This window comes from Xanthobacter pollutisoli (assembly GCF_040044995.1).
Lineage (GTDB): Bacteria > Pseudomonadota > Alphaproteobacteria > Rhizobiales > Xanthobacteraceae > Xanthobacter.
Genome location: NZ_JBDZDP010000004.1, coordinates 201,559 through 224,420, shown reverse-complemented (window position 1 = coordinate 224,420; position 22,862 = coordinate 201,559). Strand labels below are relative to the sequence as shown.

General features: G+C 69.3%; 22 protein-coding genes. 19 read left to right on the top strand and 3 right to left on the bottom strand.

From position 1 onward, the window contains the following. Positions 1-9 precede the first annotated feature (9 nt). The 5 genes from ABLE93_RS11870 to ABLE93_RS11850 all read left to right on the top strand — a co-directional run bounded on the left by ABLE93_RS11870 (position 10) and on the right by ABLE93_RS11850 (position 4,035). A complete protein-coding gene (locus ABLE93_RS11870) occupies positions 10-501 on the top strand; it encodes a F0F1 ATP synthase subunit B family protein (RefSeq protein WP_348840008.1) in 492 nt (163 codons plus the stop codon). A 264-nt stretch (positions 502-765) separates the two neighbouring features. Beyond that, positions 766-2,040 (top strand): SGNH/GDSL hydrolase family protein, encoded by a 1,275-nt coding sequence (locus ABLE93_RS11865; RefSeq protein WP_348840007.1) that lies wholly within the window; start codon positions 766-768, stop codon positions 2,038-2,040. Between the two features lie 157 nt (positions 2,041-2,197). After that, positions 2,198-3,100 carry an HpcH/HpaI aldolase/citrate lyase family protein gene (locus ABLE93_RS11860; RefSeq protein WP_348840006.1) on the top strand — a complete coding sequence of 301 codons (903 nt, stop codon included), beginning with the start codon at positions 2,198-2,200 and terminating at the stop codon, positions 3,098-3,100. A 12-nt stretch (positions 3,101-3,112) separates the two neighbouring features. Continuing rightward, complete coding sequence (locus tag ABLE93_RS11855; RefSeq protein WP_348840005.1) at positions 3,113-3,793, top strand: DJ-1/PfpI family protein; 681 nt, start codon at positions 3,113-3,115, stop codon at positions 3,791-3,793. Positions 3,794-3,831: 38 nt separating this feature from the next. Then, complete coding sequence (locus ABLE93_RS11850) at positions 3,832-4,035, top strand: DUF1737 domain-containing protein (protein ID WP_348840004.1); 204 nt, start codon at positions 3,832-3,834, stop codon at positions 4,033-4,035. 52 nt (positions 4,036-4,087) lie between these two features. Here the strand turns inward: ABLE93_RS11850 and ABLE93_RS11845 are convergent, their stop codons facing one another. Continuing rightward, a complete protein-coding gene (locus tag ABLE93_RS11845) occupies positions 4,088-4,999 on the bottom strand; it encodes a cation diffusion facilitator family transporter (RefSeq protein ID WP_348840003.1) in 912 nt (303 codons plus the stop codon). Between the two features lie 213 nt (positions 5,000-5,212). On the opposite strand from ABLE93_RS11845, the gene ABLE93_RS11840 reads away from it, so the two are divergent. Further along, entirely contained in the window at positions 5,213-6,262 is a 1,050-nt protein-coding gene (locus tag ABLE93_RS11840) for a MaoC family dehydratase (protein ID WP_348840002.1), read from the top strand. Here the strand turns inward: ABLE93_RS11840 and ABLE93_RS11835 are convergent. After that, a complete protein-coding gene (locus tag ABLE93_RS11835; RefSeq protein ID WP_348840001.1) occupies positions 6,238-7,521 on the bottom strand; it encodes a CE1 family esterase in 1,284 nt (427 codons plus the stop codon). The two genes, ABLE93_RS11840 and ABLE93_RS11835, sit on opposite strands and share 25 nt — an antisense overlap. Before the next feature lie 221 nt (positions 7,522-7,742). Here ABLE93_RS11835 and ABLE93_RS11830 point away from each other — a divergent pair, with 221 nt between their 5' ends. The 6 genes from ABLE93_RS11830 (at position 7,743) to ABLE93_RS11805 (ending at position 12,686) form a co-directional block, all read left to right on the top strand. Next, positions 7,743-8,429, top strand: coding sequence for an OmpW/AlkL family protein (locus ABLE93_RS11830; protein ID WP_348840000.1), 687 nt, complete (start codon positions 7,743-7,745; stop codon positions 8,427-8,429). Positions 8,430-8,707: 278 nt separating this feature from the next. Then, entirely contained in the window at positions 8,708-9,109 is a 402-nt protein-coding gene (sdhC, locus tag ABLE93_RS11825; protein ID WP_348839999.1) for a succinate dehydrogenase, cytochrome b556 subunit, read from the top strand. 10 nt (positions 9,110-9,119) lie between these two features. Continuing rightward, positions 9,120-9,527: a succinate dehydrogenase, hydrophobic membrane anchor protein gene (gene sdhD, locus ABLE93_RS11820; RefSeq protein WP_348839998.1), complete on the top strand. Its 408-nt coding sequence runs from the start codon at positions 9,120-9,122 to the stop codon at positions 9,525-9,527. A 1-nt stretch (position 9,528) separates the two neighbouring features. Continuing rightward, complete coding sequence (gene sdhA / locus ABLE93_RS11815; protein ID WP_348839997.1) at positions 9,529-11,364, top strand: succinate dehydrogenase flavoprotein subunit; 1,836 nt, start codon at positions 9,529-9,531, stop codon at positions 11,362-11,364. Between the two features lie 88 nt (positions 11,365-11,452). Beyond that, entirely contained in the window at positions 11,453-12,238 is a 786-nt protein-coding gene (locus ABLE93_RS11810; protein WP_348839996.1) for a succinate dehydrogenase iron-sulfur subunit, read from the top strand. A gap of 193 nt (positions 12,239-12,431) precedes the next feature. Continuing rightward, positions 12,432-12,686: a hypothetical protein gene (locus ABLE93_RS11805; RefSeq protein WP_348839995.1), complete on the top strand. Its 255-nt coding sequence runs from the start codon at positions 12,432-12,434 to the stop codon at positions 12,684-12,686. 127 nt (positions 12,687-12,813) lie between these two features. Here ABLE93_RS11805 and ABLE93_RS11800 read toward each other — a convergent pair whose 3' ends face one another. Beyond that, a complete protein-coding gene (locus ABLE93_RS11800) occupies positions 12,814-13,200 on the bottom strand; it encodes a hypothetical protein (RefSeq protein ID WP_348839994.1) in 387 nt (128 codons plus the stop codon). A 377-nt stretch (positions 13,201-13,577) separates the two neighbouring features. Between ABLE93_RS11800 and ABLE93_RS11795 the strand changes: the two genes are divergently transcribed. The 7 genes from ABLE93_RS11795 (at position 13,578) to ABLE93_RS11765 (ending at position 22,848) form a co-directional block, all read left to right on the top strand. Continuing rightward, positions 13,578-14,873 carry a lipopolysaccharide biosynthesis protein gene (locus tag ABLE93_RS11795; RefSeq protein WP_348839993.1) on the top strand — a complete coding sequence of 432 codons (1,296 nt, stop codon included), beginning with the start codon at positions 13,578-13,580 and terminating at the stop codon, positions 14,871-14,873. Between the two features lie 212 nt (positions 14,874-15,085). Beyond that, complete coding sequence (locus tag ABLE93_RS11790) at positions 15,086-17,200, top strand: GumC family protein (RefSeq protein WP_348839992.1); 2,115 nt, start codon at positions 15,086-15,088, stop codon at positions 17,198-17,200. Positions 17,201-17,459: 259 nt separating this feature from the next. Continuing rightward, positions 17,460-18,329 (top strand): polysaccharide biosynthesis/export family protein, encoded by an 870-nt coding sequence (locus tag ABLE93_RS11785; protein ID WP_348839991.1) that lies wholly within the window; start codon positions 17,460-17,462, stop codon positions 18,327-18,329. 67 nt (positions 18,330-18,396) lie between these two features. Beyond that, complete coding sequence (locus ABLE93_RS11780; protein ID WP_348839990.1) at positions 18,397-19,209, top strand: WecB/TagA/CpsF family glycosyltransferase; 813 nt, start codon at positions 18,397-18,399, stop codon at positions 19,207-19,209. A gap of 51 nt (positions 19,210-19,260) precedes the next feature. Beyond that, the gene (locus tag ABLE93_RS11775; RefSeq protein WP_348839989.1) at positions 19,261-20,751 is read left to right on the top strand and encodes a hypothetical protein; all 1,491 of its coding nucleotides are present in this window, start codon (positions 19,261-19,263) and stop codon (positions 20,749-20,751) included. 47 nt (positions 20,752-20,798) lie between these two features. Further along, positions 20,799-21,836, top strand: coding sequence for an acyltransferase family protein (locus ABLE93_RS11770; RefSeq protein WP_348840101.1), 1,038 nt, complete (start codon positions 20,799-20,801; stop codon positions 21,834-21,836). 151 nt (positions 21,837-21,987) lie between these two features. Then, complete coding sequence (locus tag ABLE93_RS11765; protein WP_348839988.1) at positions 21,988-22,848, top strand: FkbM family methyltransferase; 861 nt, start codon at positions 21,988-21,990, stop codon at positions 22,846-22,848. Positions 22,849-22,862 lie beyond the last annotated feature (14 nt).

Sequence of the window (22,862 nt, the reverse complement as noted above, 5' to 3'; positions counted from 1 at the left end):
GACCCTGCGATGAACGAGATGTCACTGGCCGAGATTTGGGTCGCCGTCGCCTTCCTGGTCTTCGTCGGCATCCTGCTCTATGCCGGCGTCCACCGGGCGCTCGCCGCCGCCCTCGACAGCCGCGGCCAGCGCATCGCCGCCGAGCTGGAGGAGGCCCGCCGGCTGAAGGAAGAGGCCCAGAAGCTGGTGGCCGAGTTCAAGCGCAAGCAGCGCGAGGCCGAGGCCGAGGCCGAATCCATCGTCACCGCCGCCAAGGCGGAGGCCGAGCGCCTCGCCGCCGAGGCGAAGGCGAAGCTGGAGGATTTCGTCACCCGCCGCACCAAGATGGCGGAAGACAAGATCACCCAGGCCGAGCACCAGGCCATCGCCGACGTGAAGGCCATCGCCGCCGATGTCGCCGCCAAGGCCGCGGAGACCCTCCTCGGCCACGCCGCCCATGGTGCCGTCGCCGACCGCCTCATCTCCGGCGCGATCGGCGACGTGAAGAGCAAGCTGAACTGAGGCCCTCGCGCCGTCTCTCCGGCGCCGTCTCCTGCAGCGTTTTAGAGCCGCCCTCCGGGGCGGCTTTTTCGTTGGGGAGGCCCTCTTCGCGTGCGCGCACGCGGCGGGTCCGGACGGGCACGCACCGGCAGAATCGCCGGCCACATCGCGGGAGCAACCGCCTGGCGGCGCGTGCCCTTGGCGCTTGCGGCGCCGCGCGGGGCACCGGCGCCATCCGGCCTGGATGCCTTGAATCGGCCGCCGCGCTGGTCCATTGCTAGGGACATGTGGCGCGCCGCACCCCTCCCTTCCTCCCGCTCCCCGGTGGGCGCCCGCCCGCCGCGCCGACGACGTGCGGCCTCGGGCGGTGCCGGTGACGGCCTGCGCTGCGCGCTCCTCGCGATGCTGGCGCTCCTCACCGGCCTCGCCGCTTTGGCGGGCGATGCATCCCGGCCGGCCTTCGCCCAGAACGATTTCTTCTTCTTCCTGCGTCCGCCGGCCGACGTGCCGCGCGCCCAGCCGCGGCCGCAGCAGCGGCCGGGGCAGAATTCCGGCTGGTGGCCGTTCCAGCCCCAACCGGAAGTTCTTGCGCCGCCGGCCCAGCAGCAGAAGCGTCAGGCCCCCGCCGAGCCGGAAGGCGTGGTCTACGGCTCGGCCGATGCGGCCACCCAGGGCAAGCGCGCCGCGCCGAACCAGTTCGTGCTGGTGATGGGTGACCGCCTCGCCGCCCAGCTCGCCCAGGGCCTCGCCGACACCTATGCGCCGGAGCGCCAGCGCATCGCCATCATCGAGAACACCGTGGACGAGAGCGGCTTCCTGCCGGCCCCGGTGGACTGGATCACCCGCGTGCCCGACGCGGTCGCCGCGGCGCGGCCGGCGGTCACCGTCGTCGCCCTCGGCTCCGACGACCTTCAGCCCATCAAGGACGGCGAGACCTTCGCCCAGCCCCTGACCGAGCGCTGGAACGAGCTCTACGGCAAGCGGGTGGACGAGGTGCTGGCGGCGGTGCGCGAGAAGGCCGGGCGGGTCATCGTGGTGGGGCTGGCGCCGGTGGCGAGCGGCTCCCTCTCCGACGACTACACCAAGCTCAACGAGCTGCTGCGTGCCCGCGTCGCCCGCGCCGGGCTCACCTTCGCCAATGTCTGGGACGGCTTCGTCGACGAGGACGGCAAGTACATGGCCAACGGCCCCGCCGTGGACGGCCAGCGCCGGCGCCTCAGGTTCAACGACGGCGTGCGCTTCACCCGCGCCGGCGGGCGCAAGCTCGCCTTCTTCGTCCAGAAGGACATCAACCGCATGCTGGACGAGACCCCGCGCGGCCAGCCGGCGCCCGAGGCGACGCCCGGCGCCGACCGCCCCGCGGCCCTCGCAGGCGCCCCCGCCGCGGCGCAGGCGCGCGAGGCACAGCGGGCCGATCCGGTGGCAGTCTCGGCCAGCGCCAAGGCGGCCTCCAAGGTGCTGAAGGACGGCGTCGCCCCCGCCCCCGTGCGCGGCCGCGCCGACGATTTCACCTGGCCCCCGCCCGGCGCCGAGGCCTCGGCCGCACCGCCGGCGCGCTGACGCCAGCCCCCTCTCCCCTTCTCCTCAGGCCACCGCAGCGCGGCACGGCGGTTGCGCCGCGATGCAGCACCCCCTTTTCAAAGCCGGAGCGGCGCTTTACCGATTTGGGTGATGCCCCGCAGGCGCGCGCCTGCTCAAAATTCCCCAAGGAGCCCCCATGGCCGATGCGAGCCCGGACGCCGCCACCCTCCGCCCCCGCCGCAGCGTCCTCTACATGCCCGGCTCCAATGCCCGCGCCCTGGAAAAGGCCCGCACCCTCCCCGCCGACGGCGTCATCCTCGACCTCGAGGACGCGGTCGCCCCGGACGCCAAGGCCGAGGCCCGCGGGCGCATCGTGGAGACGGTGAAGGCCGGCGGCTTCGGCCCGCGCGAAGTGGTCATCCGCATCAACGGCCTCGACACGCCCTGGGGCTCGGACGATCTGGAGGCTGCGGCCGGCGCCGGCCCGGACGCCATCCTGGTGCCCAAGGTGCAGTCGGTGGAGCAGCTCGTCACCGTCGGCCGCCGGCTGGAGGCGCTGGGCGTTCCGGCCACGACGCGGGTCTGGGCGATGATCGAGACGCCCCTCGCCATCCTTGACATCAAGGCCATCGCCGGCGCCGCCCGCGATCCACTGACGCGCCTGTCGGTGTTCGTGCTCGGCACCAACGACATCGCCAAGGAGACCCGCGCCGCCCTGGTGCCCGGCCGGGCCCCCATGGTGGGCTGGCTGGCTCTGGTGGTGGCCGCCGCGCGGGTCTACGGCGTCGACGTGCTCGACGGCGTGTGGAACCAGTTCCAGGACCTCGACGGCTTCAAGGCCGAATGCACCCAGGGGGTGGAGATGGGCATGGACGGCAAGACGCTGATCCATCCGAGCCAGATCGAGCCCTGCAACACCGCCTTCTCGCCGCCCGAGGCGGAGGTCGCGCGCGCCCGCGCCATCATCGCCGCCTTCGCGCTGCCGGAGAACGCCGGCAAGGGCGTCATCACCCTCGACGGCCGGATGGTGGAGCTGCTCCATGCCGAGATGGCGAAGCGCACGGTGGCCCTCGCCGACGCCATCGCCGCGCGCGCCTGAGGAGACCCACCGGTGGCCGGTCCCTTGCGCATCGTCATGCTCGCCTATCCCGACATGACGCAGCTCGACCTGACCGGGCCGTTCGAGGTGCTCGCCCGCCTGCCGGGCGCCAAGATCGACATCGCGTGGAAGAAGGCGGGCAAGCCGGTGGTGGATGCCTCCGGCCTCGCGCTCATGCCCACCGCCGCGTTCCGCGAGCTCGACGGATGCGAGGTGCTGTTCGTGCCCGGCGGGCCGGGCCAGCTCGCGCTGATGGAGGACAAGGCGACCCTCGGCTTCCTGCAGGAGATGGCGGCAGGCGCCCGTTATGTCACCTCGGTCTGCACCGGCTCGCTGATCCTCGGCGCGGCGGGGCTGCTGAAGGGCTACCGCGCCACCTGCCACTGGCTATCGCTGCCCCAGCTCGCCCACCTCGGGGCGATCCCGGTGGCCGAGCGGGTGGTGGTGGACCGCAACCGCTTCACCGGAGCCGGCGTATCCTCGGGCATCGATCTCGCGCTGACGCTCGCGGCCGAGATCGCGGGGGCGGATGAGGCGCGCCGCATCGCCCTCGCCATCGAGTACCAGCCCGAGGCGCCGTTCCCGCCGCGCGACAAGGAAGACCCCCATCTGGTGGCCGAGGTGGAGGCGCGCACCCGCCCCTTCCAGGACAAGCGCGACGCCGCCGCCCGCCGGGTCGGCGCCAAGCTCTGAGCCGCCGGCCTTGCCGGCCTTTTGCAGGATCTCGCCTTATGAAGCTCTACCGCTATCTTACCGGACCGGACGACGCCGCCTTCTGCAAGCGCGTGTCGGCGGCGCTGAATCGCGGCTGGCAATTGCACGGCGCGCCCACCCTCACCTTCGATGCCGTGCAGGGCCGCGTGATCTGCGGGCAGGCCATCGTGAAGGAGGTGGAGGGCGAGTGGTCCGACGACGTGGTGCTGTCCGAGCACTGAGCACCGGGCGCCCGCGGCTCTCCCCTCGCGCGCCCCTGGCGCTGTCCTCGTGTCAGGCCGGGGTAGCGGTGGCGGGATGGTGGCCCGGCATCAGCACGATGGCGACATCCACGTCGTCGCCGGCGGCGCGGAACTCGGCCTTCACCGCCTCGGTGAGCTTGGCCACCACGGCGCGCGCCCGCGCCACGCTCCAGTCGCTCTCGAAGCCGAGGTGCAGCTCCACGAACATCTTGCCACCGAGCTGGCGGGTGCGGATGTCGCCCAGTTCGTCGAAATCGTCGAAATGGGTGGTGAGCACCTTGAGGATGCGCAGCTGCCCCGCCTCGCCGATGGCCTGGTCGAGCAGCGAGCCCACCGAGTTCGAGAGCATGGCGAAGATGTTGTAGATCATGAAGCCGATGACGACGAACGAGCCCAGCGGGTCGAGATAGTACAGCACCGGGATGTCGTTGAAGATCGACAGGATCACCGTAACGGTGAACACCGAGCCCGAGGCGATGGCGGAGACGAGATGCACCCGCGCCTGCGCCGCCAGCACCGGCGAGCGGGTCTCGTGGGCGAGGCGCTTGGCCTTGCGGTTGAGCACCACGTTGCCGATCACCGCCATGGCCGCCACAAACAGGCCCAGCTCCGCGCCGTCCACGCCTTCCGGGTGCAGCACGCGCATCACCGCGCGGGTGCCGGCGATCACCACCAGGATGGTCTGCAGCAGCGCGATCATCAACTCGGCAAGATTCTCCAGCTTGCCGAGGCCGTAGGCGTATTTGCCGGCATGCGCCTTGTGGGCGAGCTTCAGCACCAGCCAGCAGGCGGTGAGCGCCGTGAGGTCGAACGAGGTGGCGAGGAGGTCGGTGAGGATCGCCGCCGAATTGGTGAGCGTCGCGGCGAGGATGTAGAACGGAAAGAGGCAGGCCGTGAAGACCATGGCCTGAAACGACAAATTCTGGCTCGCCGAACCCGACACCTGAAGCCCCCCTCACACGGAGCCGGCGCGTCGCGCCCCGTCGCCCCACCCCCGTCGCCCCCATGAGGACCATGGAGGGGGGATGCGTCAAGCCATTGGTGGCGCCGATCGCCGCGCGATCCGACGCCCGCGCGGGCGAAGCGCGTGCCGGCGCTGCCTGTTGCGTCGCACGCGGACGCTCTGCAACATGCGCCGCAGAACTGGGGGACCATGATGAGCAAGACCAACCGGGGCAACTTCTTCGAGGATTTCAGCGTCGGCCAGGTCATCCGGCACGCGACGCCCCGCACCATCACGGACGGCGACGTCAGCCTCTATAGCGCGCTCTACGGCACGCGCTTCGCCGTGCAGTCGGCCGACACCTTCGCCCAGGACATCGGCTACCCCGCCGCCCCGGTGGACGACCTGCTGGTGTTCCACGTGGTGTTCGGCAAGACCGTGCCCGACATCTCCCTCAACGCGGTGGCGAATCTCGGCTATGCCGGCGGCCGCTTCCTCGCCCCGGTCTATCCCGGCGACACGCTCACCGCCGTCTCCGAGGTCATCGGCCTCAGGGAAAATTCCAACGGCCAGAGCGGCGTGGTCTACGTGCGCTCGGTGGGCTTCAACCAGGACGGCACCGAGGTGCTGGACTATGTGCGCTGGGTGATGGTGCGCAAGGCAGACCCCTCCCTGCCCGCGCCGGAGCCGGTGGTGCCCACCCTGCCCGCAGCCCTCGCCGCCGATGCCCTGGGCAGCGCCGTGCCCGTTCTCGACATCGAGGGCTGGCGCGACGACCTCTCCGGCTCCACCGCCCGCTTCGCCGACTATGCGGTGGGCGAGCGCATCGACCATGTGGACGGCATGACGGTGGAGGAGGCGGAGCACATGATCGCCACCCGCCTCTACCAGAACACGGCCAAGGTGCATTTCAACCAGTTCACCGAAGGCCAGGGCCGGTTCGGCCGCCGGCTGATCTATGGCGGCCACGTCATTTCCCTGGCCCGCGCCCTGTCGTTCAATGGCCTCGCCAACGCCTTCCACATCGCCGCCATCAATGGCGGCCGCCATGTGGCGCCGCTGTTCGCGGGCCTCACCGTCCATGCGTGGAGCGAGGTGCTGGACGCGCAGGAGCTACCCGGCCGGGACGACGTGGCCGCCCTGCGCCTGCGCACGGTGGCGACCAAGGACCGGCTGACGGCCGACTTCCCCTACAAGACCGGCGACGACTACGACCCGAGCGTCATCCTCGATCTCGACTACTGGGCGCTGATCCCGCGCTGATCGGCGGGCGCGGGACCGGCCGCGTTGGCGCCCGCGGCGGCACCCGCGGCGGCACCCGCGGGCTTGGGCGCAGGGTTCGGCACAGGACCGGCCGCGGCGGCGGGGCGGGCGGCAGCGGGGGCGGGGGCGGCGCTGCCCTTGGCCGGATCGGCGCGCCCCGCGGCGGGATCGCTTCTGCGAGGCGCGGCGGGCTTCGCCGGGCGCGCGGGCGTCGCGGGCGGCAGGGGCATGACGGTCGGCGGGAGCGGCGCCCCATAGGCCGACATGAAGCGCCAGATCTCCTCGCCCGAATCGATGTCCTGGCTGCGCAGGCCGAGAAAGGGCGTCGCGAGATCCGGCTTCGTCTCCACCATGGCGGGCGACTGGTGGCCGCCGCGCTCGATGGTGATGAGCTCCACCGCCGCCCCGTCGCGGCAGCCGTCCCACCGGCGCAGCACCGCCCGCGTGCCGTCGCCGGGGGCGAGGTCCGGCAGGTCGCGGGCGTTGGCGGCCTCGCAGCCGTCGATCCCGGCGAACAGGCGGGCGCTGTCCGGCGCCGACAGGGTCGCCCCCACCGGCGTCCAGAAACCGCCGTAGCCGATCACCGAATCCGCCGTGCCGTGGATGAACAGGATCGGCACCGCCCGCGCCGGCTGGCATTCCTCGCGATAATTGGCGGGCGCCGTCGACATGATGGCGGAATAGGCGGCGAACAGGTCGGCATGCTCGCAAGCCATGCGCTGCACCATGAATCCGCCGTTGGAGATACCGGTGAGATAGATCCGCGCCGGATCGGCGATTCCGTCCGCCACGAGGCGCCGGGCGAGGGCGACGAGGAAGGCCACGTCGTCGCCGGGGCGAAGCACCAGCTTCAGCCGCATGGCGGCGGGGCGGCCGTCGTTCCACACCCGTCCTTCGCCCTGCGGGTACACCGCGACGAAGCCGTGCTTGGCGGCCGCGGCGTCGAGGCCGAAATAGGCGCGGAAGCTCTCCGGCGACTGGGCCGCGCCGTGCAGCGCGATCACCACCGGGGCAGGTCCGCTGACCCCATCGGGCGTCACCACGAGATAGCGGCGGGTTTCACCATTGGCGTTGAGCCGAAGGTCGCGCACCGTCTCGGCGTAAGCCGCTCCGCCGCCGGTCCAAATCACGAACAGAACGAGAATAGCCTTTGCAACCCCGAGCGCCGACGGCATCCAGGGGTGGCAAGATTGCCGCAGGCCCAAAGTATCCCATGCCGCCCCCAGCCGCACGCCCAGAGCCGCGCCCAAACCACCCATGATTGAACTACGCCTTTGAAACTATGAATTATTCCAATCAGCCGCGCCCGCTGAGACGGTATAAAGGCATGCCCAACGAATGCGGCGCCGGCGCGGCGGAGCTGTGTCGTGGCTGCCACACTCGTGGCGCTCGCGATTTGGATTTGATGCAGATCAAATTCCAGCAGGCCGGTCGGCGCGACACCTAACATCACGGTTTTGTCAGGTATCGGGAGCGGGGCATGCGTCAGTTCGGTCTGGGTCTAATTCTTGCGGCGGGCCTCAGCGCCCTTACGGCCGGCGTCGCCACCGCCGCCGACCTTTCCACCCCCGTCTACAAGGCGGCGCCGGTGGAAGAGCCCCTCAGCCCCTGGCAGATCCGCGTGCGCGCTCTGTACGTGATGCCGGAGAACGGCGGCTCGGTGACGGGCGTCCCCTTCTCCGACCTCACCTATTCCGACGCGGTGGTGCCCGAGCTCGACATCACCTACTACTTCACCAAGAACATCGCGGCCGAGCTCATTCTCGGCGTGACGCCCCACGACATCAACGGCGCGGGCTCCATCGCCGGCCTCGGCCAGGTGGGCAAGGTGTGGCTGCTGCCCCCGACCCTCACCCTGCAGTACCACTTCACCGACTTCGGGCCGTTCAAGCCCTATATCGGCGCCGGCGTGAACTACACCGTCTTCTTCAGCCAGGAAGCGTCGAACCCGCTGTTCTCCTCCGTCGACGTGCACGATTCCTGGGGCCTCGCCCTCCAGGCCGGCTTCGACTGGATGATCGACCGCCACTGGGGCTTCAACGTCGACGTGAAGAAGATCTTCCTCGAGCCGAGCTTCACCCTCCAGACGGTGGGCGGCACCTACCTCCAGGGCGGCGCCGACCTGAACCCCTGGATCTTCGGCACGGGCGTCACCTACCGCTTCTGATCCGAACGCTTCGACCCTGACGCGACTGCCCCCGCAGGTCACGAACTGAGCAACGGCGCCAGTCCTCCGGCGCCGTTTGTTTTTTGGCGGCGCCAAGCCGGGGCGCCCCTTGCGCGTTGGCATTGCAGCATCCGCGTAAGGGGCGCAATGAACATGCAACGTTCATCCAATTGCGGGCGACGCCATATCGGGATTTAAAGCCGCCAAGGTGCTTTGGAATCGTTGCGAAGAGACGACGATTGAGATACCTGATCGGTCGATTTTTTGGAGGAGGCCCCATGGCCGACAGCCCTCAGCGCATTGATCGCCCCCTTTCGCCCCACCTACAGATCTACCGTCCGCTGTTCACGATGATGATGTCCATTGTGCATCGCATCACCGGCGTGGGCCTGTATTTCGGAACCGCGATCCTGGTCTGGTGGCTGCTCGCCGCCGCGTCCTCGCCCTCGGCCTACGCCACCTTCCAGTCGGTGGCGGGCTCGCCCCTCGGGCTCCTCGTCCTGTTCGGCTACACCTGGGCGCTCCTCCACCATGCGCTGGGTGGTGTGCGTCATTTCATCTGGGACTTCATCCACGGCTTCGGCCCGCAGGAGCGCGTGCTCCTTGCCAAGGCCACCCTTGTGGGATCGGTGGCGCTCACGGTGATCCTGTGGATTGTCGGCCTGGCGATGAAGGGCTGAGGAGAGCGACATGAGCAGCACCCCCTCCCACGGGCACTCGCCCATGCGCACGCCCCTCGGCAAGGTGCGCGGGCTCGGCGCCGCCAAGTCCGGCACCACCGACTTCTTCAAGCAGCGGGTGACCGGCCTCGCCAACCTGATCCTGATGGTGTTCTTCATCGGCATCGTCATCTCGCTCGCCGGCGCCGACTACGCCCGGGCCCATGCGACGCTCGGCCATCCCTTCGTGGCGGTCGTCATCCTTCTGACGCTGCTGTCCGTAACCACCCACATGCGCATCGGCATGCAGGTGGTGATCGAGGACTACGTGCACACGGAAGGCCTGAAGGTGCTGCTCATCGTGGCCAACACCTTCTTCTCCATCGCCGTTGCCCTCGCCGGCGCCTTCGCCGTGCTCAAGATCAGCCTGGGAGGCTGAGATGGCCGATACCGCAACCAACGGGGCCGCCGCGCCCGGCATCAACGGCGCCGCCTATCCCATCGAGGACCACACCTACGACGTGCTGGTGGTCGGCGCCGGTGGCGCGGGCCTGCGCGCGGTGGTGGGCTGCTCGGAGGCGGGCCTGCGCACCGCCTGCATCACTAAGGTGTTCCCCACCCGCTCCCACACGGTGGCCGCCCAGGGCGGCGTCGCCGCCTCGCTCGGCAACATGGGCGAGGACAGGTGGGAATGGCACATGTACGACACCGTGAAGGGGTCGGACTGGCTGGGCGACCAGGACGCCATCGAATATCTGGTGCGCAACGCGCCGGCCGCCGTCTACGAGCTGGAGCATTGGGGCGTGCCCTTCTCCCGCACCGAGGGCGGCAAGATCTACCAGCGCCCGTTCGGCGGCATGACCACGCATTTCGGCAAGGGCACCGCCCAGCGCACCTGCGCCGCCGCCGACCGCACCGGCCACGCCATGCTGCACACGCTCTACGGCGCGGCGCTGAAGCACCAGGCCGAGTTCTTCATCGAGTATTTCGCCATCGACCTCATCATGGATGAGGAAGGCCGCTGCCGCGGCGTGGTGGCCATCAAGCTCGACGACGGCACGCTCCACCGCTTCCGCGCCCACCTCACCGTGCTCGCCACCGGCGGCTACGGCCGCGCCTATTTCTCCGCCACCTCGGCCCATACCTGCACCGGCGACGGCGGCGGCATGGTGCTGCGCGCCGGCCTGCCGCTGCAGGACATGGAGTTCGTGCAGTTCCACCCCACCGGCATCTACGGCTCGGGCTGCCTCATCACCGAGGGATCGCGCGGCGAGGGCGGCTACCTCACCAATTCCGAGGGCGAGCGCTTCATGGAGCGCTACGCCCCCTCGGCCAAGGACCTCGCTTCCCGCGACGTGGTCTCGCGCTCCATGACCATGGAGATCCGCGAGGGCCGTGGTGTCGGCAAGGCGAAGGACCACATCTTCCTCCACCTCGACCATCTCGATCCGGCGATCCTGCACGAGCGCCTGCCCGGCATTTCGGAGAGCGCCAAGATCTTCGCCGGCGTGGACGTGACGCGCGAGCCGATCCCGGTGATCCCGACCGTGCATTACAACATGGGCGGCATCCCCACGAACTATTACGGCGAGGTGCTGGACAAGCGCAAAGGCGACCCGGACACCGTGGTCCCCGGCCTGATGGCCATCGGCGAGGCCGCCTGCGTCTCGGTGCACGGCGCCAACCGCCTCGGCTCCAACTCGCTCATCGACCTCGTGGTGTTCGGCCGTGCCGCCGGCCTGCGCGCGGCCGAGCTGGTGAAGCCCGGCGAAAAGCACCGCCCGCTGCCCGAGAACAGCGCCGAGCTGGCGCTTTCGCGCCTCGACCACTTCCGCAACGCCGCCGGCTCGACCCCCACCGCCGAGCTGCGCCTCGACATGCAGAAGGTGATGCAGAACAACTGCGCCGTCTTCCGCACCGGCGAGGTGCTGGAGGAGGGGCGCAAGCTCATCCACGACGTGTTCAAGGGCACCAGCGACATCGGCGTCACCGACCGCTCGCTGGTGTGGAACTCCGATCTCATCGAGACGCTGGAGTTCGACAACCTCATCTCCCAGGCCATCGTGACCATGGAGAGCGCGGCCAACCGGCAGGAGAGCCGCGGCGCCCACGCCCGCGAGGACTTCCCGGACCGCGACGACGTGAACTGGATGAAGCACACGCTGGCCTATTTCGACACCACGGCCGGCACCGTTCGCCTCGACGACCGTCCGGTGCACACCTACACGCTGTCCAACGACATCCAGTACATCGAGCCGAAGAAGCGCGTGTACTGATCCCTATCGACCGCGCGCGTCTCTGGCGTGCGCGGCCCTGGCCAGACTTCCTGCGGGCGGCGACCGCTCCAGCGTTCCAGGATACCCCATGGTTGAGCTCACGCTTCCGAAGAACTCGCAGATCTCCCCCGGCAAGGTGTGGCCGAAGCCGGCGAGCGCCAAGAAGCTCACCGAGTTCCGCATCTATCGCTGGAACCCGGACGACGGGAAGACGCCGCGCATCGACACCTATTATGTCGACCGCGAGGATTGCGGCCCGATGGTGCTGGACGGCCTCATCTGGATCAAGAACAGGGTCGACCCGACGCTGACCTTCCGCCGCTCCTGCCGCGAGGGCGTGTGCGGCTCCTGCGCCATGAACATCGGCGGCACCAACACGCTGGCCTGCACCAAGGGCATGGACGAGGTGCTGGTGAAGGGCGTGGTCAACGTCTACCCGCTGCCGCACATGCCGGTGGTGAAGGACCTCGTGCCCGACCTCACCAATTTCTATGCCCAGCACGCCTCCATCGAGCCGTGGCTGCAGACCGACACCGCTGCCCCCGAGAAGGAATGGCGCCAGTCGAAGGACGACCGCGAGAAGCTGGACGGCCTCTACGAGTGCATCCTGTGCGCCTGCTGCTCCACCTCCTGCCCGAGCTACTGGTGGAACGGCGACCGCTATCTTGGCCCCGCCGCGCTGCTGCAGGCCACCCGCTGGCTGAAGGACAGCCGCGACGAGCGCACCGGCTCGCGGCTCGACTATCTGGAGGATCCCTTCCGCCTCTACCGCTGCCACACCATCATGAACTGCGCCCAGGCGTGCCCCAAGAGCCTCAACCCGGCCAAGGCCATCGCCGAGATCAAGAAGATGATGGTGGAGCGCCAGATCTGACGCGTCGCGTCCGGGCGCGCCTGCTTTCGGGCGCCCCGATCTGGCGGGGAGCGGACGCCGGTGCCGGTGCTGGGATGTGTCCCGCCCAGCCTGCAACTTTCCAAGCCTGTTGCATTCTGCTAAAATAGAGCATGAATTCGGTTGCTCTGCCGCGCTCGGCAGGACGCCCGCCCGGAGTTTCGGGGGAGGAACCATGCCTATCGTTCGCGCTGTGCTTCCGGCCCTGCTTGCCTTCGCTCTGCTGTTTTCCGTGGTGACCCAGCCGGCGGAGACCTTCGTGTTCCTCGGCGGCCTGATCCTGACGTTGACCACCGCCAGCAGCATCATCTTCTTCGCCTTCGTGCTGCTCTCCCTGGCGTTCGGCCTTGAAAGCACCTCGGCCCGCCACCTGGCTCCGGCGGCCCCGGTCCACGTCCATCGGCAGGCGCGGGACCAGCGCGGCGCCTGAGGGCGCCTGCGCTTCGGCACGACATTCCCAGAACTGAGCCAGCTTCATCCGCGGCGTTCAGCGCCGGCACATCATCGCCCCGACGTCATCGCCAAGACGTCATAGCCCTCACGTCACCGCCTGCACGTCACCGCCTGCACGTCACCGAGGGCCAGGGCGTCTTGTGATACATCGGCTTCAGTTCGATGATCTGGATGCGGTCCCACAGGGTGCTGGACGGCTGCGGGCACAATTGCAGCATGGCCGACGTGGGGTTGCCCTTCCACGATTCCGCGATGTTCACCACCACCGAGAAGGCCCCCGCGTCATAGGCGGGGTCGCGTGCCCACCAGCCGGCCGGCAGGCGCTGGCTGAGATAGGTGCGCAGCGCCAGGAACGGGTCGAAGGGGTAGGGATCCACGTCGGGATTGATGTAGGGCCGCGCCGGCAGGTCGCCGAGGCTCTGCATGGGCGCCTGCGCCAGGGCCGATCCGGCCGGCCCGAGCAGAAGGAGAGCCAGCGCACATCCCCGCATCCCGGCAAGCCGGGCGTTCCGCCGCCGTGGCCCGCCGGGACCTGGCGGTATCTCCGCCCCGACCGCTCCGCTCACGCCCGCCACCTGCCGCCCTCCCCCTGTCCCACTGCGCACGAAACTGAGCTGAAGCCGTGCCTGCGCAAAATGCGGCGTGCCGCGCCCTGCCGCTTCCCTCGGCGCCGCGCCCGCACTAATGCTCCCTCATAGAGCCCGTCGGCGCCGGGGGGAATCACCCTGCGACCGCCGCGCGGCCAGCACAAGGATGCGGCGCGGCCGCCAATGGAGATCACAGGCATGGGGCGGCGGCACGGGCGCGGGGACAGGAAGCGGCCCGCCGGAGCATGCCGTCCGAGCCACCTGCGGGACACGGTCCGCCCGTGAGCGCCGCCCTGCCCCGCTCCCTCCCCGGCCTCGTCGCCACCTATGGCGTCTATCTCGCCGCCATGATGGCGCGCGGCCTCGAGCTCGTGGGCAAGCTCGGCCTCTACATGGTGGGCGCCCGCATCCTCGGGGTGCACGATTCCGGCTATTTCTTCCTCTGCCTCACCTGGGTGGGGGTCTTCGCCACGGTCTCGCGCGGCGGCTTCGAGCGCGCCGTGGTGCGCCACGTGGCCGCCGAGCTCGCCGTGGGCAAGGGCCGCGCGGCGCGCCACGCCTTCCTCACCGGCACCATGGCGGTGCTGGCCTTCGGGCTCACCGTCTCCCTCGCCACCGGCGCCCTCTCCGGCCCCATCGCAACCTATCTGTTCCGCGATCCGGAGGCCGCCCGCCCGCTGTTCCTCGCGGCCTTCGTCATCCTGCCCCAGGCCATGTGCTATTTCGTCGGCAACGCGCTCATGGGTCTGCACAAGGGCGCGTGGGGGCAATTGGTGCAGAACGGCCTTTGGCCCTGCTTCACCCTCGCCGCGCTGCTCGCCGGCGTGCACTCCCTCAATGGCATCCTCATCGCCCTCGCCGCCGCCAATGCGGCGGCCACCCTCGTCGGGCTGGTGCTGGTGTGGCGCGAACGGCACCGCTTCGTCGATACGCCGTCCGACATGGCGGAGGCGGAGCACCTGCCGCCCTTGTGGCGCACCGCCATGCCGCTGGCGGTGGTGGAGACGGTACAGATCCTCCTGCCGTCGCTGCCGGTGCTGCTGCTCGCCACCTTTGGCCTGCCGGCGCAGGTGGGCGCCTTCAGCGTCGCCTGCCGCATCTCCATGCTCACGTGGGTGGTCAGCGCCTCCATCGGCAGCGTCGCCGCACCCTCCTTCGCCGCCCGCCACCGGCAGGGACAGTGGGACGCGCTGCGCCAGCTGAACCGCAAGGTGCGGCTGGCGGTCGGCCTGTTCAGCGCGCCGCTGCTCCTCGCCATGTTCTTCTTTCCGGCCACCATCCTGCACCTGGTGGGGCCGGGGTTCGAGATCGCGGCCACCGCCCTGATCGTCCTGGCGGTGGGCCAATTGGTCTATGCGCTCCTGCCCTGCCAGGAGATCGTCCTCGCCATGGCCGGCCACGGCGGCATCCTGCGCTGGCTCACGGTGGCGCAGACGGCGGTCTGCCTCCTCCTGTGCGTGCTGCTCATCCCGCCGTTCGGCATGATCGGTGCGGCCATCGCCACCGCCGTCTTCGCCTCGCAGCTCGCCATCGGCTCCGCCCTCGCCGTGGTGCGCATCATGCCCCGTGCCTTCTAGGAGCCATGCGGATGGGGGCAGCGGAAACCCATGGTTAACGTTAAAGTAATGGCGCTGCTGCAGTCTCGTTGCGACATCGACCATCCCGGCCGCAGCGCCGCAGGGGCGAGACCGCACACGCCGCAGGTCCCGCGCCGCGCCGAAGCAGGAATGGCCGACCGATGACGACACCGCAGACCCGCGGCGCGGACGAGTCAGGGGGGAGCATGTTGATGCCGCACGCGGCGCAGCCCGGCGCCACGGAAACGGCTCGGGTCACCGGGTCCGGGCCACTTGGGTTCACCCTCCGCGATTTCCTGATCGCCACCTTCTACCACATCCGGATCGTGCTTCTGGCGGCGCTGCTGCCGTTCGCCATCGCCGTCGGCGCGGCGGTGACGAGCCGCACCGAATACACCGCATCGAGCCTGCTCATGGTGATCGTGAGCCGCGAGGTCTCCAACTCCCAGAACGTCACCGACACCGGCCCCTCCGTGCTGAGCATCGAGGGCCTGAAGCAGGTGGAATCCGAAGTCCAGATCATCGAGAGCGCCGACGTCGCCCGCGCCACCGTGGAGCAGGTGGGCGTGGACCGCATGTTCCCGCCGGGCCGCTTCTCCGCCATCACCCGCCTGTTCAGCTCCGACACCGACGTGATGGACAAGGCGGTGGAGCGCTTCCACGCCAGCCTTCGGGCCTCGGTGCAGTCGGATTCCAACGTCATCCGCGTCAGCTTCACCAATCCCGACCGCGACGTGGCGGTGGAGGCGGCCGATGCGCTGGTGAAAAACTACCTCGCCGTGCGCCGGCGCCTGCTGGAAAATCCCACCGCCAAGATCCTGAAGCTGGAGGTGCAGCGCTTCAGCCAGGACCTCACCGCCGTAGACGCCGAGATCGAGAAGCTGAAGGCCAAGGCCGGCATCATCGAGTTCAGCCAGGACGCCATCCTCGCCTCCAACCAGGTGGACGGCATCCTCCAGCGCCGCCGTCAGGTGGCCGAGCGCGAGGTCGCGGTCACCGCCCAGCTCACCGAGGCCGAGCGCCAGCTCGCCGCTCTGCCCGATTCGGTGTTCGACTTCTCCGAGAAGACCGACGCCTTGCCCGGCGACGAGGACAACAACACGCTGACCAAGCTGCTGCTGGAGCGCGACCGCGTCGCCTCGCAATATGCCCCCGGCAGCCAGCTGCTGCGCGACCTCGACCGGCAGATCGCCACCATCCGCGCGCGCATCAAGAGCCGCGCCGACCGGCGCTACAATACGGACCGCGCGGTGCGGAACCCGCAGGTCAACTACATCCAGAACATGATCCTGAGCCTGCGGGTGGAGCAGGATTCCCTCGGCCGCCAGCGCGACGAGCTGGTGGCGCAGCAGCGGGTGGCGGAGGAGCGCCTCGCCGCCTTGCGCGCCGCCGAGACGCCACTGATCGAGCTCAACCGCCGGCGCGATTCGCTGAGCGAGGGCTTCCGCGAATACCAGCGCCGGGCCGTCGCCGCCTCCATCGAGGAGGCCGCCGCCCAGTCGCGCCAGTCCTCGGTGCGGGTCGTGCAGGATGCGGGATCCGACGTCACCAAGCGCTCGCTGGCGCTGCCGCTCCTGGCGGCAGGCGTCTTCGCCGGCCTGCTGTTCGGTGGCGCTGCGGGGGCCATCGCCTCCACGCTGCGCACCTCATTCATCATGCCGGGCGAGGCGGAGCGCGTGCTCGGCATGCCGGCCATCGCCGTGCTGGACGAGAATGCCGAGCAGCCCGGCAGCCTTGCCACCGAGCGGGCCATCAGCAGCTGCGCCACCATGCTGCTCGACACCCGCATCGACGACGAGCTGCTGCGCGCCATGCATTTCCTCTCGCCCGAGGACGACGACACCCTGCCCTGGTTCGCCCGCCGCCTCGCGGAGGAATTCGCCGGACAGAGGCAGAAGCGCACGCTGCTGGTGGATCTGTGCTCGGCGACGCCCTATCCGCTCGATGCCGGCGGCGGCACGGAGCAGGGCGGCATCTTCATGACCGGCACGCCGGTGCCGCTGCTGTGGGCCGCCTCGGCGGTCGAGCGCTCGCCGCTCCTCGACATCCGCCTGCCCATCGCCGAGGCCGAGATGATGATGGCGGAGCTGAAGCAGACCTTCGACTGCATCGTCGTGTGCTCCAATCTGCCGCGTGCCTCGCTGGTCACCCAGCGCTTCTGCCAGATGGTGGACGGCAACGTGATGGCGATCCAGGCCGAGCGCACCCGCAAGCCGGCAGCGCTCCACCTGCGCGATTCGGTGGTGGAGAGCGGGGGCCTCCTGTTCGGCTTCATCTTCCTCGGCAGGCGCTATTACCTGCCCCAGTGGCTTTATCGCCGCGCGTAGAGCACGGCCCGCGCGAAGCCGAGCGGGCGGAAGGGGCGCGAGAGCGCCCCTCTTTCGTCCAAGATCCCCATAGATCCGCGCCGACTCCCGTGCGTGGATACCGCCATAATCCTTCGTTAACCATAGGCCTTTAGGGTCGCTTTACCATGTTCGCCGGTTCTCGCGGCCCGCTTCGTCTGTTGATGCGCCTCACTTGGCGCTGAGACAACGCGGCCGGTGCGTTTACCATTTGCTTGTGATTCGGTGCGGGGGTTCATCGATGGGGTTGCCAGAGTGCGATGTGGTGGACACCCCGCGCGGCCCGGCATCGGCCTCGCAGGGTGCTGCCCGCCGCCGGCGCCGCCGGGCGGGGCTCATGGCCGTGACGCTGGCGGGGCTCGTCATCGCCCTCAACGGCTGCGCCGCCATCGCCACCTCGCAGAGCACGGGCACCGAGCCCTTCACCACCGGCCACGAACTGCGCTTCACCGAGGTGAACACCGACCGCTTCAAGCCGTGGACCGATCAGGTGCCGAGCTATCGCCTCGGCCCAGGCGACAAGATCAAGGTCAAGTATTTCATTACCCGCGACATGGACGAGGACCTCACCGTGAGCCCCGACGGCTCGGTGGCGCCGCGCGCCATCGGCCAGATCCGGGTGGAGGGCACCACGCTCTCGAGCCTGCAGGAATACATCCGCCGCGAATCCCGCAAGGAACTCGCCGACCAGAAGGTGGTGATCTCCCTGGAGGAGGCGGTATCCGCCCGCGTCTACATCGGCGGCATGGTGGCCCATCCCGGCGCCTTCAAGCTGACGGACATGGGTACCAGCGTTCTGCAGGGCATCCTGCTCGCCGGCGGCTTCACCGAGGAATCGCGCACCGGCCAGGTGGCGCTCATCCGCCGCGGGCCCAACAACGAGCCCATGCTGCGCCTCGTCAACGTGCGCGACGTGATCCAGACCGGCTTCGATGCGGGCGACGTGCCGCTGGTGAGCGGCGACATCATCTATGTGCCGCGCTCGTCTATCGCCGAGGTCAACCTGTGGATCGACCAGTTCATCACCAAGGTGGTGCCGTTCCAGCGGCAGTTCAGCTATACGATCGGATCCTACACGCAGACCGGCGGCAGCAGCTCGTTCCTGCAATAGCCGAGCGGCGCCCGCTCCGGCCTTGCGCCGCGCGCGGCCGCCGCAGCCGAAAAGGTTCGCACGACCGATGAATGCGCAGCCCGAGCTGGCTCCCACCGCCCGGACACAGACCTTCCTGAAGGTGCCCTTCGCGTGCCTCGACGTGGCCGGCACCGCGGCGGCCATCGCGGCCCGCCCGCCCGGTGCCCCCTTCGGCTACGTGGTCACCTCCAACGCCTCCCATCTGGTGCGGCTCAACGAGCGTGGCGACCCGCGCTTCGCCGCGGCGCTTGAGGCGGCCGGTCTCCACACGCTCGACGGCTCGGCGCCCCACTGGCTGTCGCGCAACCTGTTCGGCCTCGACATCCCCCTGTGCCCCGGCAGCGACCTGACCACCCATCTGTTCGAGCACGAGATCGCGCCGGACGATGCGGTGACCATCATCGGCGGCAGCGAGGAAATGAAGCGCCGCCTGGTGGAGCGCTTCGGCCTCAAGACCCTCCATCTGCACATACCGCCCATGGGCTTCATCGACGATCCGGCGGCCGTGGAGGCTGCCATCCGCTTCGTGGAGGAGCATCCGGCGCGCTACATCTTCCTGGTGGCCGGGGCGCCGCGCTCGGAATATCTCGCCCACATGATCAAGCAACGCGGAAAGGCGGTGGGCACCGGCCTGTGCGTCGGCAGCGCGCTCAATTTCCTCACTGGCCTCGTGCAGCGGGCAAGCCCCGCCTTCCGGCGGCTCGGGCTCGAATGGCTGTACCGGCTCATGCAGAGTCCCAGCACGCACATCGAGCGCGTGTTCGTGGATTCGCTGCCCATCTTCCGCGTCGCCGCCAGAGCGAAGCGCGATCCCGCGGCCTACGGCATGGCGCCCCCCGCAGCGGACCGCCACCCATGAGCGGCGCGCCACAAGCAGCGAAGCTGAGCGCCGAGCCATGAGTGCCGAGCCATGAGCCGGGAGGGCGCGCCTGCGGTCGAGGGCATGGGTGCGCGGCCACGCGTGGTCATGCCCCTGCGGCGCGGCGTCTCCGCCTTCTCGCCGGAGGACGCGAGCCTCGATCAGGGTGCGGCCCTGTTCGCCAAGCTGGTGTTCGCCGCCACCCTGCCGCTGTTCGCGCAGGTCTTCTATTATCTGAACGAGTATCCCCCGCCCTATCTCCTGTCCAAGGCCTGGCCGTTCCTCACCCTGCCCATGGCCTTCTACGCCATGGCGCGACTGAAGCTGCCGGTCAGCGGCATGTTCCTGACCGTGCTCGCCTACGCCCTCGGCTTCACGCCGCTGGTGTCCATGATCCAGCTGGGCAACGGCTTTCTCGACGCGCTCACCACCACCATCAAGGCCTGGCCCTTCACCTATTACTTCAGCCTCTCGGCGCTCCTCGCCCTGCTGGCCGTGCCGGCCCGGAGCATCCGCAAGATCGTGCTGGCGCTCGGCCTTGCCACCTTCATCCTGATGGTGCTGATCTATCTTGCGGCACCCACCTCCTGGTATTCGGACAATCCGGCCGACGGCAAGCTGCTGCTCTACGACCTCGAGCGCAGCTACCGGGTCTACATGCCCATGTTCTTCGGCATGATCCTGGTGTTCTTCCTGGCGCGCTCGTTCATCCTCCAGCGCAACATCCTGTTCGCCCTCGTCGTGGTGCTGGCCTTCGTGCCCATGCTGCTCATCTTCAAGCAGCGGACCGCCATCGCCGCCGCGGCGGTGGTGGTGGTGTTCGGCATGACCATGTCGCTGCCGCCGGCGCTGCGCCGGCTGGTGATCGGCGGGGCGCTGCTGGGCGGGGCAGCGGGCGTCGCCCTCCTCGCATACAAGCTCGGCTTGTTCTCCAGCGGATCGCTGGAGGGCGCCAAGGACGCCCTCGGCGCCTCGCTCTCGGTGCGGCAGAATTCCTCGTCCCTCGCCTTCGCCTTCCTCGGCGACGATCCCATGCGCTGGACTTTCGGCGTAGGCGCCACCACCCGCTTCAGCACCACCACGCTCAACGACATCTTCGGCAACGAGCAGTTCTTCATCGCCGACCTCGGCTGGATCGGCGTGATCTTCGAATACGGGGTGATCGGCGCGGCACTGCTCGCGGTGCTCTACGCCTGGTGCTTCGTCTACGTCTTCCGCCTGACCCGCGACCTCACCGACGCCTTCACCCTCGCCCTCGCCGACTACGTGCTCTTCCTGATCGTCAGCTCGGCGGTCTATTCGGTGGTGTTCACGCCCGGAGAGCTCGGCGTCGTCATGGCCCTCATCGTCCATCTCGACCGGCAGCGGCGCGTCGAGCCCCCGCCGCTGCCGCAGGACGCGCCGCCGACCCACCGCATCAGCCGACCCCTGGGACCGCGCCATGCCAACCGCCAAGTCGCCCTCGGACAAGCCGCGCCTGGCGGCATCGCTTTGGGACGCGTCACGTTGGCACGCGCCAGCGCGCCGAAGCGCCCGGACTAGGTCCGGGCTCCTCCGCGCCGGAGACCGCCATGCTTTAGTCCGTTCAGATCCTGCGCGCCGTCGCGGCCTTGATGGTGGTGGTGGTGTTCCATCTCGGCGCGCCGCTCCAGCGGCTTGGGCTGGAGGCGCCGTGGCCGCAGTCCGGCGCGGCAGGCGTCGACATCTTCTTCGTGCTGTCGGGCTTCCTCATGCTGGTCACCACCTACGGGCGGACCGGCTACACCGCGAGCTTCTATCACAAGCGCCTGGTGCGCATCGCGCCGCTCTACTGGATCGTCACCACGGCCAGCCTCGCCTTGCTGCTGCTGGCGCCGCAGGTGGTGAAGAGCGGCAAGGCCGACACCTGGCACATCATCGCCTCCTACCTCTTCCTGCCGGCCCGCCATCCCGTGCTCGGCACGCTGGAGCCGCTGGTGGTGCCGGGCTGGACGCTGAACTACGAGATGTTCTTCTACCTGCTGTGGGGCATCGCCCTGCTGCTGCCCCAGGAGCGGCGCCTGCCGGCCGCGGGCCTCGCCATCGCCGGCCTGTCGGTGCTCGGCTTCGCGGCGCCGAGCGACAACGCCTTCTTCGCCTTCTACACCTCCTCCATCATGCTGGAGTTCGTCTTCGGCCTCGCCCTCGGGCTCTGGTATCTGAAGGGGCCAGCCATCGGCCGCGGCTGGGGCTTGGTGCTGATGGCCCTCGGCTTCGTCTCTCTCCTGTCGCAGGGCGAGATGCCCCAGGAGGTGCGCTTCCTGCGCTGGGGCGTGCCGGCGGCCATGGTGGTGGCCGGTGCCCTGGTGCTGGAGCGCGCCCGGCCGGTGCCCAGGGTCGGCATCCTCGCCCTTCTGGGGGATGCGTCCTACGCGCTCTACCTCGTCCACGGCATGGTGCTCTCGGCCATGGGGCAGGTCTTCGTCCGCCTCGCCCCCGCCCTCCCCCTGAGCGGGACGGCGCTGTACCTCGTCTGCGGCGTCGCGGCGGTGGGGGCGGCTCTCGTGGTCTCCATCATCGTCCACCTCACGGTGGAGCGGCCGCTGCTGCGACTGATGAGCTCAAAGCGTGCGGCACGCGACCCGGCAACGGCCGGAAACCAGGGGTGAAGCGCATGAAACACACGCCTTTTTCAGGCGAAGTGACCTTTCGCGCCTTGCCGAACTCCGGCAGTGTCTGTCTATTCCCGCATCCGGACCCGGATGCGCGCGGTGACCGGGCAAGGCGTCCATCGTTCAGGCTGGTCGAGGGAGTTGCGAGATGTTGAGACGGGTGAAGAAGCTCGTGAACGAGCCGGCATTTCGCGAGGCGCCGCTTACGGTTACGGGCCGCGCCATCTCGCTGGCCCTGCACGTCGCCCTCGGCCGCAGCCCCATCGCGCAGATCACCCCGGGCGCCCGGCTGAAGCTGCCGTCGGACCTGCGCTTCACCACCACCTCGGTCTATCTCCTGCGCGACAGCGTCGAGCCGGAGGTGCGCTACCTCGACAAATTCCTCCGCCCCGGCGACACCTTCGTCGACATCGGCGCCAACATCGGCCTCTTCACCCTCAAGGCCGCGACCATCGCGAGTCGCGTGGTGGCGGCGGAGCCGGGGGCGGATGCGGGCCTGCAATTGCAGCAGAATCTCGCCCTCAACGGCTTCAAGAACGTCACCATCGTGCCCAAGGCCATCTCGGATTCGGTGGGCAAGGCGGTGCTCTTCCACAATCCCCTGGGCGACGACCCGCAGGCCTTCTCGCTCATCAACGACGGCACAAGCACCGACAGCGAGGAAGTGGAGATCACCACCCTCGACACGCTGCTGGCGGACCTCGGCATCACCCGCGTCGACTGCATCAAGATCGACGTGGAAGGGGCGGAGGACCGCGTCATCGGCGGCGCGGCCCGCACGCTGGAGGCCCACCGGCCGAGCGTCATCTTCGAGATGAACTGCCCGACCCTCGTGGCGGACGGCGGCGACACCACCGCCGCCTGGAACGCGCTGGCGGCCCATGGCTACCAGTTCTTCCACCTGCAGGACGACGGATCGCTGAAGCCGCTGACCGAATGCCCGACCGCCTTCGGCAATTACGTGGCGCTGCATCCCCTCGGCCGCGTGCTGGGCGGCAAGGCGGCGTAAAGCGGCGAAGGCCG